This is a genomic window from Sphingomonas sp. SORGH_AS_0879, assembly GCF_030819175.1.
Taxonomy (GTDB): Bacteria; Pseudomonadota; Alphaproteobacteria; order Sphingomonadales; family Sphingomonadaceae; genus Sphingomonas.
The window spans coordinates 748,953-765,557 of sequence record NZ_JAUTBJ010000002.1; the positions used below are offsets into that span (position 1 = coordinate 748,953).

The following is a 16,605-nucleotide window of genomic DNA, read 5'->3' on the forward strand; positions in this document are numbered from 1 at the left end:
CATAGGCCGTGGGAGGGTGAGGGGGCCGTCCATCACGGGCGGCCCTTTTGCTTGTGCGCGGCCCATGTGCCGATCGCCGCCACGACGCCGTCGAGCTTGTCCATCACATCGGCATTGGCGAAGCGGATCACGTCATAGCCTTCGTGTTCGAGGAAGCGGGTGCGCTCGGCATCGCGCTCCAGCTTCGTGGCATGCTCGTCGCCGTCGATCTCGATGATCAGTCGTGCTGCGTGCGAGCAGAAATCGACGTGGTACGGACCCATGGGAACCTGTCGGCGAAACTTCATGGACGGCAACGCTTCGCGCAACGCGCGCCATAGTCGGCGTTCGGGTTCGCCGGCATTCTGGCGCAATTCACGCGAGCGGGTGACGGTAGCAGCGGGAAGGCGTTGTCGCTTGGTCAGGCCTTGGGCGTTGCCCCTCACCCTTCCCACGACCTTCGGCCGTGGGCCCCTTCCCTCTCCCACAAGGGGAGAGGGACGTTTGGGGGCGTGAGAGTCCATGACTTCACCTTCCCGTCAGGCTGTTACCTCACTGACACGCCAGGCATTCGTCATAATCGGTGGTCTCACCGATCTCGAACTTGGGCGCGCTGATCGTGTTGTCGGCTTCGACCCCGCCGCTCCCTGCGAAACCGGCGCGCTGCACCGACTTCGACCGGAGATAATAGAGCGACTTGATGCCCAGTTCCCAGGCGCGGAAGTGGAGCATCAGCAGGTCCCACTTTTCCACATCCGCCGGGATGAACAGGTTCAGCGACTGCGCCTGGTCGATATAGGGCGTCCGGTCCCCCGCCAGTTCGAGCAGCCAGCGCTGGTCGATCTCGAACGAGGTCTTGAACGTGTCCTTCTCTTCCGGGCTCAGGAAGTCGAGATGCTGGACCGAGCCGCCATGCTCCAGGATCGAGTTCCAGACCGCGTCCGAATTCTTCGCCTTCTCGATCAGCAGCTTTTCGAGATAGGGGTTCTTGACGACGAACGACCCCGACAGCGTCTTGTGGGTATAGATGTTCGCCGGGATCGGCTCAATGCACGCGCTGGTGCCGCCGCAGATGATGCTGATCGACGCGGTCGGCGCGATCGCCATCTTGCAGCTGAAACGCTCCATCACGCCGACATCCGCCGCATCGGGGCAGGGCCCGCGCTCGACGGCCAGGGTCATTGACGCCTGGTTCACCTGCGCGTTGATGTGCTTGAACATGCGCAGGTTCCAGGATTTGGCCATCGCACCCTCGAAGGGGATGCCGCGCGCCTGGAGGAAGCTGTGGAAGCCCATGACGCCCAGGCCGACCGAACGCTCGCGACCCGCCGAATAGGCGGCACGCTCCATGCCCGGCTCGTGGCGGTCGATATAGTCCTGGAGGACATTGTCGAGGAAGCGCATCACGTCCTCGATAAAGCCCTTGTCGTCCTTCCACTCGTCCCAGGTTTCCAGGTTGAGCGACGACAGGCAGCACACCGCCGTGCGGTCCTTGCCCTTATGGTCCATGCCGGTCGGCAGGGTGATTTCCGAACACAGGTTCGAGGTCGAAACCTTCAGGCCCAGCTCGCGGTGATGCTTGGGCATGTTCCTGTTCACATGGTCGGCGAAGACGATGTACGGCTCGCCGGTCGCCAGGCGGGTCTCGACCAGCTTCTGGAACAGCGCGCGCGCATCCACCGTGGCGCGGACCTCGCCGGTTTTCGGGCTCTTGAGATGCCATTCGGCGCCGTCGCGCACCGCTTCCATGAAGGCGTCGGGGATCAGCACGCCGTGATGGAGGTTCAGCGCCTTGCGGTTGAAGTCGCCGCTGGGTTTCCGGATTTCCAGGAACTCCTCGATCTCGGGGTGCGAGATGTCGAGATAGCAGGCCGCCGAACCGCGACGCAGGCTACCCTGGCTGATCGCCAGCGTCAGCGAGTCCATCACGCGGACGAAGGGGATGATGCCGCTGGTCTTGCCGTTCAGGCCGACCGGCTCGCCGATGCCGCGCACCTGGCCCCAATAGGTGCCGATGCCGCCGCCGCGCGACGCCAGCCAGACATTCTCGTTCCAGGTGGTGACGATGCCGTCCAGGCTGTCGGGCACCGAGTTGAGATAGCAGGAAATCGGCAGGCCGCGACCCGTGCCGCCGTTCGACAGCACCGGCGTGGCGGGCATGAACCACAGCTTCGAGATATAGTCGTACAGCCGCTGCGCATGTTCGGCATTGTCGGCATAGGCAGAGGCCACGCGCACGAACAGGTCCTGATAGCTTTCACCGGGCAGGAGGTAGCGGTCGTTGAGCGTTTCCTTGCCGAAATCGGTCAGCCGCGCGTCGCGGGCATGATCGACCTCGACCGGATAGGGTTGCGGGCGCACCGACTTGGTATCGGCGGGCGTCGGGGCGGGGGTGCTGGCCTGAGCCGTGTCCGCCGCCATTTTTTCGAGCATATCAGTCGTCATGTCGCTATCCCGGCTATCCCTGAAATCCATCATCGATGCCGCTCCCTTGTTCTGGTCCCGTTCGGGTCGTCGGCATGGCCCCGGCACGACGCGCAGGCGTCGCGGCAGCATGGGCAGGACGGTTCCCAAGGTCCCGATTCCGGGCTTGGTTTCCATTCCTCGTCATGCCTGTCGGGCATGACCCCTACTACCAGTGCTTGGGGCCGTTCCCGGCCTCTTCCACAATCCATAGTGGAAAATCCCGGCGAGCACCGCAAGAGGTTAAAGCCTGGCGAGGGGGTTGGTTGCGACGAATGGCGGTGCGGATCGGCAGCGCGAAAGCCGCGACGCATGGATTGCTGCGGGGTTCGCGAAGCGCAAGCCCCCAAAAAAATTTTTCGGCGTTCGGGATCAGCCGAGCGACAGCAGGAACATCGCGATCAGGCCGATCAGCGCGACCATCATTTGCGGGGGGCGCAGCCGCGCGAAATGAAGCGGCGCCCCGCCCCAGCGCGCGATCCAGGGATCGGTCAGCGCGATCGAGGCATAGCCCAGGATCAACAGTGCGAACCCCGTCGGCGGCCCCGCGATCAGCGCGACCAACCCCAGCGAGAATCGCAGAATCATCGTCAACATCTGCGAGAGATGCGGGCCACCGGGCGTGAAGAAGCTGAGCCCGCGCACGACCCCCGCCAGGAAGACGAGGATCGCCGCTCCCCAGATCTGCCCGATCAGCAGCGCCAGCGGCACCCGCGTCCAAGCGGCCAGCGCGGCGATCGGCAGGACCAGCGCCGGGCCATAGCCGAAGATCAGGCTGAGCGCGGGCGTGCGGGGCGAGGCGGCTTCGGGTGTCGGCGCGGGCGACATGGGTGACGTCATGGGGCGCGAACGTACGGGGGGATGTTCCTATCCCGCTTATCCCCGACCGATCCTCAGCGCGTCCGGCATCGCATCGGCTCCTTTACGCCATATGGCGATGTGGTTCCTCGGCTTCGGGGGGTTCCAGCCAGGGGTGATCCTCGGGCAGGGGGGATGCGAAGGCGATACCGACCCGGCCTTCGCGTTCCCAGCGGATATAGCCCCGCAAGGGCTTGTCCGTGCCCAGGCGCACTCCTACCGCCGCTCCGCCCACGATATAGGCGGGGGGAAGCCCCTCGACCATCGTACCGGTGGTCGACAGGTCGCGGATCCGAACGTCGATCGTCGCGCTGCCCGACAGGATCTGGGCGGTCCGCAGGATCTTGATACGCGGGGAGCGATTGGACTTGAGCCCGACCGGCTCGGCGCGACCGCCCCGTTCCCCCAGCATCCGGTGAACCTCGGACACGGTGGTGGGCCTGCCATAGACATAGCCCTGGATATGGCTGCACCCCAGGTCGCGGATCAACGCGATCTCGTCCTGAATCTCGACCCCCTCGGCGGTCGTCTCCATGCCCAGCGTGTCGGCCAGGGTCACGATCGCCCGGATGATCGCCGCATTGCGGCTGCCGGTCCGGATCGCGCCGCGCACGAAGGACTGGTCGATCTTGATCTTGTCGAACGGCGCATGGCGCAGATAGCCGAGCGAGGAATAGCCCGTGCCGAAATCGTCGAGCGCCAGCCGGATGCCCAGCGCCTTGAGCGCGGCAAACTGGCGTTGCGACTCCTGGTCGTCGTTCAGGAACACGCTCTCGGTGATCTCCAGCTCCAGCCGCGACGGCGTGAGCCCCGACTGCGCCAGCGCCTGGGCGACGAGCGCCGGCAGATGCGGCTTGGCGAACTGGATCGACGAGACGTTGACCGCGACCCGCGCCGGCAGCGGCCAGCCCGCCGCCTCGGTACAGGCGGTGCGCAACACCCATTCGCCGATCTGCTCGATCAGCCCGCATTCCTCCGCCACGGGCACGAATTGCACGGGCGAGATGTCGCCTTGCGTCGGGTGGTTCCAGCGCAGCAGCGCCTCATAGCCGACGATCTGCGAATCGCGGGTCGACACGATGGGCTGATAGGCGAGTTGGAACTGGCCCTGCGAGATGGCGATGCGCAGGTCCTCCTCCATCCGCTTGCGGCTGCGTGCGCCCTCCAGCATCGCTTCGGCATAGAAGCGATGGACGCCGCGCCCGTCGCCCTTGGCGGCGTAGAGCCCCAGATCGGCGTTGCGGATCAGCGTCTGCGAATCCGCGCCGTCATGGGGGGCGATCGCGATGCCGATCGAACAGCCGATCGTCACCTCGTTGCCCTGGATCTCATAGGGGTGGGAGAGGGTCGCGATGATCTCGCTGGCGAGCGAGGCCAGGCGGTCGCGTGCATCGATGCCGGGCAGCAGGATCTGGAACTCGTCGCCGCCCAGCCGTCCGACCAGCCCGACATCGCCGACCACCTGCTCCAGCCGCCGCGCGACCTGTTGCAGCAACAGGTCGCCCGCCTGATGGCCCAGCGTGTCGTTGACCGCCTTGAAGCGGTCCAGGTCCATCAGGAACAGCGCGGTCGGGCGATAGGGGCTGAGCGATTGCTTCAGCGTCTTGTCGAGCGACAGCTTCATCCGCTGGCGATTGGCCAGCCCGGTCAGGCTGTCGAACAGGGCGAGGCGGGTGATTTCCGCCTCCGACCGGCGCTTCTCTGTCAGGTCGGAGCCCGAGCCGATGAAACCCCGGAACCGCCCGATGCCGTCGATGATCGGACGGCCCGAGATCGACCACCAGCGTTCGGCCTCGGGGCCGTCGGCCACCGTGCAGACCGTATAGTCGGAAAAGCTGGTGCGCGACGCCATGTGGAACGACAGGGTCCGCTCGGTCCCCGGTGCGGAGGGGTCCATCTGGAAGATCTCGGTCAGCATCCGCCCCGTGGAATCCAGACCCGATGCGCGCAGATCCTCGGCGACTTTCCGGGACAGATAGGTCAGCCGTCCCCGCCGATCGGTTTCCCAGAACCAGCCGGTGCCATGTTCCTCGAACTCGGCGATCATCTTGACCGCCTGTTTCCCCTGGCCGAATTCCTGCGCCCTGACGCTGGCGGTATCATAATCCAGCCGGCCCATGCGCCACGCCTTGACGACGAGCAGCAACATGGCCGGCCCGACCCCCGCCAGGACCGGCAGGACCGATATGCCCCAGGCGATCGCCGCGACCGGCGCCAGGAAGGCGAAGCCGAAGGAATAGCCGAGCATCGCCGCCCGCACCGGATGCAGCATCGCCGCCGTCACCCACATCGTGCAGGCGAGCGCCAGCGCCGAGCCCCATCCGCTGGGCCCATGATGCGCCCGCGCGACGATGAAGAGCAGCGGGCCGGTCGCCAAGGCGAGGACCAGGCTCAACAGGCCGAGCCACCGCTTCATCTGGTAAAGCGGCTTTTGTCGTGAAACGCCGTGATAAAGAAAAATCCCGATCGCCAGCGCGACGAACAAGATAACGCCGCACGCCGCCGTCTTCTCGATCAACAACGCGCGCGAATCACCCAGAGAACTGAAGCCGAGTATCACGGCCATCGCGATCAGATTCTGCAGAATGGCCAATGGCCATGTCCGGCACAAAGTCTTCAACCGATTGATATGCGACGCGATCAGCAGCTCGTCATTGTCCTCGACAAGACCGATCAGGGCCAGCAGCGGTATTCGGTCGGTGGTCACGGACGACATGCGCGGTTTGCGATCCCAGGGATTTGGGACCGCTCCTGCCATGATTGACGTTAAGAATGATTGAAGCCGCCCTCAGCGGGCGTGCCGGACCTCATGTCGACATTGCACAGCGCGTCCGGCTGTCGCAAAAGGCGGCGCATGACGACCCTGATCCGCGACACCGACCTGATCGAGAGCGTGGCCGACGCGCTCCAGTTCATCAGCTATTACCACCCGATGGATTATATCCGCGCGCTCGGGCAAGCCTATGAGGCCGAGAAGAGCCCGGCGGCGAAGGACGCGATTGCGCAGATCCTGACCAACAGCCGGATGTGCGCGGAGGGGCATCGCCCGATCTGCCAGGATACCGGCATCGTCACCGTCTTCGTCAAATGGGGCCAGGATTGCCGCCTGTCGGGCGACCGTTCGCTGCAGGAAGTCGTCGATGAGGGCGTGCGCCGCGCCTATCTCCACCCCGAAAACAAGCTGCGCGCCTCGATCCTCGCCGACCCCGCCTTCACCCGCCGCAATACCAAGGACAACACGCCGTCGGTCCTGCATGTCGAGATGGTGCCGGGTAACAAGGTCACCGTCGACGTCGCGGCCAAGGGCGGCGGGTCGGAGAACAAGTCCAAGTTCAAGATGATGAACCCGTCCGACTCGATCGTCGATTGGGTGCTGGAGATGGTGCCGCAAATGGGTGCCGGCTGGTGCCCGCCGGGGATGCTCGGCATCGGCATCGGCGGCACGGCGGAGAAGGCGGTGCTGCTCGCCAAGGAATCGCTGATGGGCGCGATCGACATGGGGCAGTTGAAGGAACGCGGACCCCGCAACGATATCGAGGCATTGCGCATCGAGCTGTTCGACAAGGTCAATGCGTTGGGCATCGGCGCGCAGGGGCTGGGTGGGCTGTCCACCATCCTCGACGTCAAGATCCTCGACTGGCCGACCCACGCCGCGTCTAAGCCGGTCGCGATGATCCCCAATTGCGCCGCGACCCGTCACGCACACTTCACGCTGGACGGCTCCGGCCCGGTCTATCTGGAAGCGCCCAAGCTGGAGGAATGGCCCAAGGTCGACTGGAAGCCGGACTTGCAGGCGGCCAAGCGGGTCGACCTCAACACGCTGACGCCTGAAGAGGTGAAGAGCTGGAAGCATGGCGACCGGCTGCTCCTCAACGGCAAGATGCTGACCGGCCGTGACGCCGCGCACAAGCGGATCAAGGACATGCTCGACCGCGGCGAAGAGCTGCCGGTGGAGTTCAAGGGGCGGGTGATCTATTATGTCGGCCCGGTCGATCCGGTCGGCGAGGAAGTGGTCGGCCCGGCGGGCCCCACCACCGCGACCCGCATGGACAAGTTCACCCGCATGATGCTCGACCAGGGCCTGCTGGCGATGGTCGGCAAAGCCGAGCGCGGACCCGCCGCCACGGACGCGATCCGCGAACACCAGTCCGCCTATCTGATGGCCGTCGGCGGCGCGGCGTACCTCGTCGCGCGCGCGATCAAGGGATCGAAGGTCGTCGGTTTCGAGGATCTGGGCATGGAGGCGATCTACGAATTCGACGTGGAGAATTTCCCCGTCACCGTCGCGGTCGATGCCGAGGGCCAGAACGTCCACACCCTGGCCCCGCTGGTGTGGCGCGAGAAGATCGCCAAGGAAGGCCTGCTGACCCCGGCCTGAGGTCAAAATCCTCCCCATCTCCGATGGGGAGGGGGACCATGCGAAGCATGGTGGAGGGGCAGACCTTGCGGTCAGTCGATCGGGTCTTCATCCCTGACCCACCGCACCGTCCAACTGGCATGGGCGGTGGGCATCGCCGAGAAGACGGTCATCAATAGAAACCCGGTCCCCACCATCGCCTCCGACAGCCTGGCCATGTCCCAGCGCGCCCAATTCGCCACTGCCGCAAGCAGGATCAGGCTGAGGGGCGCGGTCGCGGATACCAGCATATAGGTGAACGCGATCGATCCAGCCCGTGCCGCTTGGTCCCATTCGTCGACCCGCTCCATCGCGCCGAAGGGCTTGAGGGGCCCGAGCAGTCTCATAAAATTGCCGATCGAGAGCCCGACAATGAGAATGATCAGGCCGAGCGCAGCGCGTCGCGGTGATCCGAGTACCATGATATAGCCCGCCAGCGCCAGGATCAGCGAGAATGTGGCGGGACCGCGCAAAGGCCGACGTCGGGGCCTGCCCTCTGCGAAGGCGGGAATGCCGGTCCAGCGGGCCATCGCGTCAAGCCGTTCGAAAAGCCGTTGGTTCGTCACAGCACCTCGTCCTCCCGATCGGGCATGGGAACCATGAACTCGGCGAAGGTGGCGGGCAGGCTGATGCCGATGACCAGCAGCGTGATGAGCCACCCGGTCCATTGCATCGGTTCGGTCGGCACCGGCCAGCCGAGGCCGGGGGCGGTGATCATCCAGCTTATGAGCAAGGCGATCAGGCCGATATAGGTGGCGAAGGCGCGCGCGGTGGCGCGCAGCAGCGCGGCATGCTCGAACTCGTCATAGACGGTCAGCCCTCGTCCGCTCGCCCAACTGTCGCGCGCAAAGGGCGAGAAGGAGATGAAGAAGCCGGGAAGCGCCATCAGGAAGAAAGGCGGGTGATCGCCCCGCGCGAGTATCACGCTCGCCAGTGCGATCACCGTCGATCCCGCCAGTCCCCACCGCACCCAATAGCGTCGCGGTCGCTGCTTCATGCTGGCGGCATACCATTTGCGAAAGTCGTATCCGTCGCGATAGCCGGTCATGCAGCGTCCTCCTGATCGGGGAAGGGAATGGCGAATTCGGCGAGCATCGCCGGCAGGTTGCTGGCGACGATCAGAAGCGCCGCGACCCATGTCGCCCAGTCCCAGAATCCATCCGGCATCGGCCAGTGATAGCGGCTCGCCACGGCGCACCATGCCATGGCCAGAACCGCAAGGGTGCTGATCGCGGCATAGGCACGGCGATGCGCCTGCATCAGCGCTTGCCTTTCGAACTCGTCATAGTCGCGACCGCGACCTCTTGCGAAGGGTGAGCGACCGGAGGCCACGCTGAGGCCGGCAACGAACATCGGTGCGATGCCTTCGCCTATATCGAACCGGACCTGGACGATGGCCAGGGCGAGCGTAAGGGCGATGATCGCCAGCAGTGTCCAGCGCAGCGAATGGCTGCGATAAGGTCTGCTCCATCCGGGCGGCGCTTCCCCCGGCGCGTAGCGGCCGGTCCAGCGACGGCTGTCATAATCCATCAGGCGTCTCCATCCCGGCGCAGTGCGTCGGTGAGCGAGGGAAAGGGCGAGAGCGAGAAGACCAGTTCGACCGGCGCGTCGAAATAGGCGGCGATCTTCAGGCCCAGTTCCAGGCTGGGTTTATAGTCGCCGCGTTCGAGATAGCCGATCGTCTGCGGATTGACGCCGACCGCCTCCGCCAGCTCGCGCCGCGACACGCTGCGGTCGTTGCGGAACAGGGCGATCCGATTGTGCATATAGGTACGCTATACGAGATGTTGTGTTTACACAACGATTCGTTTTTTGGGATGTGTGCTTGTGGGAAATCATCCCTCCCCATCTCCGATGGGAAGGAGGACCATACGAAGCATGGTGGAGGGGCGGGCAACGTCAGCGACGGGACCATGCCCCTCCACCACCGGGCTGGCACCCGGCGGTCCCGCTCCCCAAGCTCGCTTGGGGAGGAATGGGTTAGTTTTTGTAGAGGGCGTTCAGGCGCTCGCCGTACACCTCGCGTAATACGTGGCGGCGGATTTTCAGCGACGGGGTCAGTTGCTGGTTCTCGATCGCGAAGGGTTCGTCGGCGATGATGAAGCGGCGGATGCGTTCGCTCACCGACAGGTCGCGATTGACCCGGTCGATCGCCGCCGAGATGGCCCCGCGGAAATCGAGATCGTCGTCCAGCGCGGCGCGGTTGCAGCCGGTGCCGGATTTGGCGCACCATTCGGCGGTCCATTCCGCGTCGGGCACGATCAGCGCGACCATATAGGGCCGCCGGTCGCCCGCGATCATCGCCTGGCCGATCTCGGGCTGGAGGGTCAGCATCCCCTCGACCTTCTGGGGGGCGACATTCTCGCCCTTGTCGTTGATGATCAGGTCCTTCTTGCGGTCGGTGATGCGCAGGCGTCCCGCCGCGTCGAACTCGCCGATATCGCCGGTGTGCAGCCAGCCGTCCTTCAACACCCGGTCGGTCTCGACCGGATTGCGCCAATAGCCGTGCATGACCAGCTCGCCGCGCACCAGGATTTCGCCGTCCTCGGCGATCCGCACCTCGGTATCCGCCAGCGGCGGGCCGACCGTCTCCATCCGCACGCCCGCGCGGGGGCGGTTGCAGGCGATGACGGGGGCGGCCTCGGTCTGGCCATAGCCTTGCAGCAGGGTCAGGCCGATCGAGTGGAAGAACAGCCCGATCTCGGGATTGAGCGGCGCGCCGCCCGACACCATCGCCTTCAACCGGCCGCCGAAGCGCTTGGCGATCTTGGGCTTGAACAGCATGTTGACCGCCAGTTGTGCCGGACGATCGATCAGCCGGAGCTTGCCGTCATAGCTGCGTGCGCCCAGCGCCAGCGCCTGGTCGAGCAGCCGCGCGCCCAGGCCGCCTTTCTTCTCGATCGCCTTGGCGATGCGGGTGTGCAGCACCTCGAACAGGCGGGGCACGACGAACATGATCGTCGGGCGCACCTCCTCGATATTGGCGGCGAGCTTGTCGAGCCCCTCGGCATAGTAGATCTGCCCGCCCAGCGAGATGGGGAAATGCTGCCCCCCGGTATGCTCATAAGCGTGGGAGAGGGGGAGGAAGGACAGGAACACCTCATCGTCCCAGCCGAAATCCTCGGCGATGACGGCGCTGCACCCGGCGCAATTGTGCAGGATCGCGCCGTGATGCTGCATCACCCCGCGCGGCGCGCCGCCGGTGCCCGAGGTATAGATGATGCAGGCCAGATCCTCGCGGGTGAAGTCGGCCCGCGCGGCGGCCTCCGCCGGATCGGTCGGATGCTCGGCGATCATCGCATCATATTGGCGGCAGTCGATCTGGCTCGGCCCCAGGCGAAGCGCCTCGAGGCCGATCACCGTCTGGACATGGTTGGAGCGTAGCGCGGCGGGCATCAGCGTCGTCGCCAGCTTCTGAGTCGAGACGATGATCGCGCGCGCGCCCGAATTCTCGATGATATGCGCGTGATCGCGCTCGGTATTGGTGGTGTAGGTCGGCACCGTGACACAGCCCGCCGCCATGATGGCGAGGTCGGCGATGCACCATTCGGGGCGGTTCTCCGACACCAGCATCACCCGGTCCCCGTGTTGCAGGCCCGTCGCCTTCAGCGCCATCGACAGGCTGGCGACCTGCCGAGCCGTCTCCGCCCAACTGATCGAGCGCCATTCGCCCGCGTCCTTGCGCCACAGGAAGGGCGCGTCGCCCTTCTCGGCGGCGCGGGTGAAGAACATGGTGACGAGATTGGGGAAATATTCCAGCGTGCGCATATGCCTCTCCCACCGGCCCGTATCGCGTCCGTAAACGCGCGATCGGGCTCTTTGTATGCTTGTCGGGTTCGTGTGCTTATTCCGGCGGGCGACCGGGTTTGTCGCCGACCCGCTGGATCTCGGTCGTGCGGCCGGTCACGTCGATCGCGACGCCTTCGCTGCGCGGATCGGCGGCCCCGACCCAGCGGCCGTCGACGCGCTCGATCGCATTGGCCTTGAGGCCCAGCGGCGCGACCGTGACCGTCTCGCCCAGCGCTTGCAGGCCGGGCACCAGTGCCTCCAGCGCGGTGCCCTTTTCGACCGTCGCGACCTTATAGGGTGCGAAGAGCAACCCTTGCGCGATCGCGTCCTGCGCGCTCAGCTTCCAGTCGATGACGCCGATGATCGCCTTGGCGACCTGCGCGATGATGGTCGAGCCGCCCGCCGCGCCGATCGCGAGGCGGACCTGGCCGTCGGGGCCATAGACGATGGTCGGCGACATGGAACTGCGCGGACGCTTGCCGCCCTCGACCCGGTTGGCGACCAGATCGCCGTCCTTGACCGGCACGATGTCGAAATCGGTCAGCTCGTTGTTGAGCATCGTGCCGTCGACCGACAGGCCGGAGCCGAACGACCCTTCGACCGTGGTCGTGACCTCGACGACATTGCCCGCATCGTCCACGGTCACCAGATCGGTGGTGCCCGGCACCTCGCTGACCGGGGCGCGGACGCGCGGCGGCGCGCCGGGGGGCGTTCCGGGCGAAACCGACGCCATGGTCCGGTCGGGCGAGATCAAGGCGGACCGGCTGGCGATATAGGCCGGGTCGAACAGACCCTTCAGCGGCACTCGGACATAATCGGGATCGCCCAGATACATGTCGCGGTCCGCATAGGCGAGGCGCGAAGCCTCGGCGAACAGATGCCAGGCGACGGGCGAATCCTTGCCCAGCTTGCCCATGTCGAAGCGTTCGAGCAGTTTCAGGATCGACAACATGGTCGATCCGCCGCCCGAGGACGGGGCCATGCTGCAAATCCGATAGCCGCGATAGCTGGCACAGAGCGGCGGACGCGGCTTGGCGGCATAGGAGGCCAGGTCGCCGGTGGTCATCTTCGACGGATTGCGCGCCGCCGTGTTGACCGTAGTGACCAGCTTCTGCGCCTGCGGTCCGACATAGAAATAATCGGGGCCGAGCCTGGCGATCCGCTCCAGCAGCGCGGCCTGTTCCGGGTTGCGGACGATGCTGCCGAGCGGAAGTACCTGGCCGTCCGGTCCGGTCAGCCGTGCGCGGCTGGGGGCGTCGACATGGTCGCCATAGCGGGTCAGCGCGGTCTGGAGGCGCGGGGTCAGCGCGAAACCGTCGCGGGCCAGCCGGATCGCGGGCTGAAACAGCCGGGCCCAGGGCAGCTTGCCGCCCTTGGCATGCGCCAGCGCCATGCCCCGCAACGCGCCGGGCACGCCGACGCTGCGCCCGCCGGGCACGGCCTCGGAATGGCTGAGCGGGCGGCCGTCCGGGCCGTAGAACCATTGCGGCGTGGCGGCCATCGGCGCGGCTTCGCGCGCGTCGATGGTGGTGGTGCCGCGCGCGTCATGGCGGACCCAATAGCTGCCGCCGCCGATGCCGGAGCTTTGCGGCTCGACCACGTTCAGCGCCAGCATGGTCGCGATCGCGGCGTCGGTGGCGCTGCCCCCGGCGCGCAATATCTCCACCCCGGCGGCGGCGGCGCGGGGGTCGGCGGCGCTGACCATCCCTGTGGCCGGGGCTTTCGGGGCGGGCTGGCGCGCCTCGACGGGCGTGGCGAAGGGCAGCGCGAGCGCCGCGACGGACAGGAGCCAGTGCTTCATGGCCGCGATCCTAGCGGCAAGGCCCGCCCCGCGCCAAGCCGTAACGTCAGGCTCCGACCGCCTCCGCCACGTTCGCGAATCCGTCGCGGGCGAGCAGCGTGTCGAGATCGGCCAGGATGCGCGCCGCCAGACCGGGCCCTTCATAGACCAGCGCCGAATAGAGTTGCACCAGGCTCGCCCCCGTCCGGATGCGGGCATAGGCCTCCGCCCCGCTATCGATCCCGCCCGCCGCGATCAGCGTCATGGCAGCCCCGGTGGCTTGTCGGAAATCGGCCAGCCGGGCTCGGGCGAGCCGGGCGAGGGGGCGACCCGACAGTCCGCCGGTTTCGGCGGCGTTGGCGCTTCTCACATCGGGGCGGGTGATGGTGGTGTTGCCGATGATGATCGCATCCAGCCGATGGTCGATCGCGGCGCGCGAAATCTCATCGATCTGAGCGGGTTCGAGGTCGGGCGCGACCTTCAGGAACAGCGGCACCGAGCCCGCCGCCTCCCGCGACGCCGCCAGCAACTCGGTCAGCGCCGGGCCATGTTGCAGATCGCGCAGGCCCGGCGTGTTGGGGCTGGAAATGTTGATCGTGACATAATCGGCGATCGGCGCGGCGTGGGTCACGCCGTGGCGATAGTCGGCGATCCGGTCGGCGGCGTCCTTGTTCGCACCGACATTGATGCCCAGCACACCTTTACGCTTCGCCGCCTTCGCCCGCGCCAGCCCCGCGTCCAGCCCGCCATTGTTGAAGCCATAGCGGTTGACGACGCCCTTGTCCTCGACCAGCCGGAACAGGCGGGGCTTGGGATTGCCGGGCTGGGGTTTGGGGGTCAGCGTGCCGATCTCGACCATGCCGAAGCCCAGGCCGAAAAAGCCGTCGATCGCCTCGCCATTCTTGTCCACGCCCGCCGCCAGCCCCAGCGGATTGGCGAAGTCGATCCCCGCCACGCGTGTCGCCAGACGCGGATAGCGCGCCGGATCGACCCCCAGCGGCGCCCCCAGCGACCCCCAGCGCGACAGCATCGCCACCGTCAGACCATGGGCGCGTTCGGCATCGAGGGCGAAGAGGAGCGGGTGGTAAAAGGCCATGTCGGGCCGGTTAGCGGATTGCGCGGGGAGGGGAAAGGTGTGGGAGCGGCCCGCTTCTTACTCCCCTCCCATCTTCACTACTCCCCCTCCCGCAGGCGGGAGGGGGTTGGGGGGAGGGGAGGGTGTCTCACCGAGACTGTCGCCCGTGGCGTTCCCTCCCCCATCCCCTCCCGCTTGCGGGAGGGGAGTGCCCGGATCGGCTGGCGTGCACCTTTTCACCCGAATTTCTCCAAGGAACGCTATGACATAACATGGGTTTGTGGAGGCCTATAGGGAGAGCCCCGATGAAGACCCCCGTGCCATTCACCCCGCAGATCGAAGACGTGAAGCCAGAGGAAGGCGAAACCGTCGAGCAGATTAAGCAGTCCTTCGCGCATATCCTTGACACCACGTCGAAGGATTATGGCCACGGCGTCCGCGCGGTCCATGCCAAGGCGCACGGCATCATCCGGGGCACGCTGACCGTTCATGACGGCCTTCCGCCCGAACTGGCGCAGGGGCTGTTCGCGCGGGGCGGCGACTATGAGGCGGTGGCGCGCATCTCGACCAATCCGGGCGACATATTGGACGACGCGATCGGCCTGCCGCGCGGGCTGGCGCTCAAGGTCATCGGGGTCGAGGGCGAGCGGCTGCCCGGCTCGGAGGGCGATGCGACCCAGGATTTCGTGATGGCCAACGCGCCGGTCTTCACCGCGCCGACCGCCGACGCCTTCGCCAAGAATCTGAAGATGCTGGCCACCACCACCGACAAGGCGGAAGGGGGCAAGAAGCTGCTCTCGGGCATCCTTCGCGGGATCGAGGCGACGCTGGAGACGGTCGGGATCGAGAGCCCGACGCTCCAGACGCTGGGCGGGGCGAAGCAGGTCCATCCGCTGGGCGAGACCTATTACAGCCAGACGCCGTTCCGCTATGGCGACCATGTCGCCAAATTCGCCCTCTTCCCCGTCAGCCCCGCCCTGACCCAGTTAACCGGCGACACGGTGGACACCCACGACCGGCCCGATGCGCTGCGCGAGGTGGTGCGCGAAGTGATGATCGAGCAGGGCGGCCAGTGGGAACTCCGCGTCCAGCTCAACCGCGATCTGGAATCCATGCCGATCGAGGACGCCACCGCCGAATGGAGCGAGGAGGACAGTCCCTATGTCACCGTCGCGACCTTCGCCGCCGAACCGCAGATCAGTTGGCAGAATGGCGAGACCAAGGCGATCGACGACGCACTGTCCTACAGCATCTGGCACGGCCTCGCCGCGCATCAGCCGCTGGGCAATGTCAACCGGGCGCGCAAGGACACCTATCGCTTCTCGGCGGACTATCGCGGTCGGGTGAATGGCTGTCCGATGCATGAGCCGCGCGAACTGGCCGAGTTGCCGTGATGATGGCCCAAGGGCTAGGACTGGCGGCATGATCCGTCTGTTTCATGTCAGCGACGTGCATTTCGGTGCCGAAGACCCCGCCGCCCTCGCCTGGTTCGCCGAGCGGGTGGCGGAGGAAAAGCCCGATGCGGTCATCATGACCGGCGACCTGACCATGCGCGCGACCAAGCGCGAGTTTCAGGCGGGCGGGGAATGGCTGCGATCGCTGGGCGTGCCGGTGACGGTCGAGGTCGGCAATCACGACATCCCCTATTATTGGGACCCGTTCCGGCGGTTCTTCGCGCCCTATCAGCGCTATGCGGCGGTCGAGCGGATGATCGAGAAACCGCTCGACCTGCCCGGCGTGACGGTGGTGCCGCTCAAGACCACCGCACGCGCCCAGTGGCGGTGGAACTGGTCCAAGGGGCGGGTCAGCCTCGGTTCGCTCCGCCGTGCGCTCGCGCTGATCGAGCAGGCGCCCAAGGATCATTTGATCCTGGTCGCCGCGCACCACCCGCTGATCGAGGGCGGGACCAAGGGCACGGCCAAGACCCGCAACGGCGACGAAGCGCTGACCCAACTCGCGGCGGCGGGTGCCCATGCGGTGCTGAGCGGGCATGTCCATGACCCGTTCGATGTGCCGGTCGATCGCAATGGCTGGATCATCCGGATGATCGGTGCGGGCACCCTGTCCAAGCGCACCCGCAAGACCCCGCCCGCCTTCAACGAGATCCGTGTCGAGGGGCTGGCGTTCGAGACGCTGGTCCGCCGCTTCGGCGAAACCGCGCCGCATGTCATCACCGAGGATATGCGGACGGGGTGATCGGTTTGGGTTTGGTTTGGGCGGGGTGCGGCCTTCGACTTCGCTCAGGCTGAACGGGGTTTGGTATAG

At 66.3% G+C, this 16,605-nt stretch carries 14 protein-coding genes; 3 read left to right on the top strand and 11 right to left on the bottom strand.

From position 1 onward, the window contains the following. Positions 1 to 32: 32 nt before the first annotated feature. The 4 genes from QE379_RS04300 to QE379_RS04315 all read right to left on the bottom strand — a co-directional run bounded on the left by QE379_RS04300 (position 33) and on the right by QE379_RS04315 (position 6,007). Positions 33 to 308: an endonuclease domain-containing protein gene (locus tag QE379_RS04300; protein WP_306998179.1), complete on the bottom strand. Its 276-nt coding sequence runs from the start codon at positions 306 to 308 to the stop codon at positions 33 to 35. 223 nt (positions 309 to 531) lie between these two features. Further along, on the bottom strand, positions 532 to 2,454 hold the full coding sequence (locus tag QE379_RS04305; protein ID WP_373461840.1) for a ribonucleoside-diphosphate reductase subunit alpha: 1,923 nt from the start codon (positions 2,452 to 2,454) through the stop codon (positions 532 to 534). Between the two features lie 360 nt (positions 2,455 to 2,814). Beyond that, positions 2,815 to 3,270 carry a DUF3429 domain-containing protein gene (locus tag QE379_RS04310; RefSeq protein WP_306998181.1) on the bottom strand — a complete coding sequence of 152 codons (456 nt, stop codon included), beginning with the start codon at positions 3,268 to 3,270 and terminating at the stop codon, positions 2,815 to 2,817. A 94-nt stretch (positions 3,271 to 3,364) separates the two neighbouring features. Next, complete coding sequence (locus QE379_RS04315; RefSeq protein WP_306998183.1) at positions 3,365 to 6,007, bottom strand: bifunctional diguanylate cyclase/phosphodiesterase; 2,643 nt, start codon at positions 6,005 to 6,007, stop codon at positions 3,365 to 3,367. Positions 6,008 to 6,154: 147 nt separating this feature from the next. Here QE379_RS04315 and QE379_RS04320 point away from each other — a divergent pair, with 147 nt between their 5' ends. After that, entirely contained in the window at positions 6,155 to 7,678 is a 1,524-nt protein-coding gene (locus QE379_RS04320) for a fumarate hydratase (protein ID WP_306998185.1), read from the top strand. A gap of 71 nt (positions 7,679 to 7,749) precedes the next feature. On the opposite strand, the gene QE379_RS04325 is transcribed toward QE379_RS04320, so the two are convergent. From QE379_RS04325 to QE379_RS04355, 7 genes are all read right to left on the bottom strand, one after another. Next, entirely contained in the window at positions 7,750 to 8,262 is a 513-nt protein-coding gene (locus QE379_RS04325; protein ID WP_306998187.1) for a hypothetical protein, read from the bottom strand. Then, positions 8,259 to 8,744 (bottom strand): hypothetical protein, encoded by a 486-nt coding sequence (locus QE379_RS04330; protein ID WP_306998189.1) that lies wholly within the window; start codon positions 8,742 to 8,744, stop codon positions 8,259 to 8,261. Before QE379_RS04330 ends, QE379_RS04325 begins: the two co-directional genes overlap by 4 nt. Continuing rightward, positions 8,741 to 9,226 (bottom strand): hypothetical protein, encoded by a 486-nt coding sequence (locus QE379_RS04335; protein ID WP_306998191.1) that lies wholly within the window; start codon positions 9,224 to 9,226, stop codon positions 8,741 to 8,743. The genes QE379_RS04330 and QE379_RS04335 overlap by 4 nt, the downstream gene beginning before the upstream one ends. Further along, positions 9,226 to 9,462, bottom strand: coding sequence for a helix-turn-helix transcriptional regulator (locus tag QE379_RS04340; protein WP_306998193.1), 237 nt, complete (start codon positions 9,460 to 9,462; stop codon positions 9,226 to 9,228). Before QE379_RS04340 ends, QE379_RS04335 begins: the two co-directional genes overlap by 1 nt. Positions 9,463 to 9,676: 214 nt before the next feature. After that, entirely contained in the window at positions 9,677 to 11,464 is a 1,788-nt protein-coding gene (locus QE379_RS04345; RefSeq protein ID WP_306998195.1) for a long-chain fatty acid--CoA ligase, read from the bottom strand. A gap of 76 nt (positions 11,465 to 11,540) precedes the next feature. After that, positions 11,541 to 13,286 (bottom strand): gamma-glutamyltransferase, encoded by a 1,746-nt coding sequence (ggt, locus tag QE379_RS04350; protein ID WP_306998197.1) that lies wholly within the window; start codon positions 13,284 to 13,286, stop codon positions 11,541 to 11,543. A 46-nt stretch (positions 13,287 to 13,332) separates the two neighbouring features. Beyond that, positions 13,333 to 14,361: a quinone-dependent dihydroorotate dehydrogenase gene (locus QE379_RS04355; protein WP_306998199.1), complete on the bottom strand. Its 1,029-nt coding sequence runs from the start codon at positions 14,359 to 14,361 to the stop codon at positions 13,333 to 13,335. Between the two features lie 284 nt (positions 14,362 to 14,645). Between QE379_RS04355 and QE379_RS04360 the strand changes: the two genes are divergently transcribed. Together QE379_RS04360 and QE379_RS04365 are read left to right on the top strand one after the other, a co-directional pair. Further along, positions 14,646 to 15,734: a catalase family protein gene (locus tag QE379_RS04360; RefSeq protein WP_306998202.1), complete on the top strand. Its 1,089-nt coding sequence runs from the start codon at positions 14,646 to 14,648 to the stop codon at positions 15,732 to 15,734. A 28-nt stretch (positions 15,735 to 15,762) separates the two neighbouring features. Further along, positions 15,763 to 16,536: a metallophosphoesterase gene (locus QE379_RS04365; protein WP_306998204.1), complete on the top strand. Its 774-nt coding sequence runs from the start codon at positions 15,763 to 15,765 to the stop codon at positions 16,534 to 16,536. Positions 16,537 to 16,605: the final 69 nt, after the last annotated feature.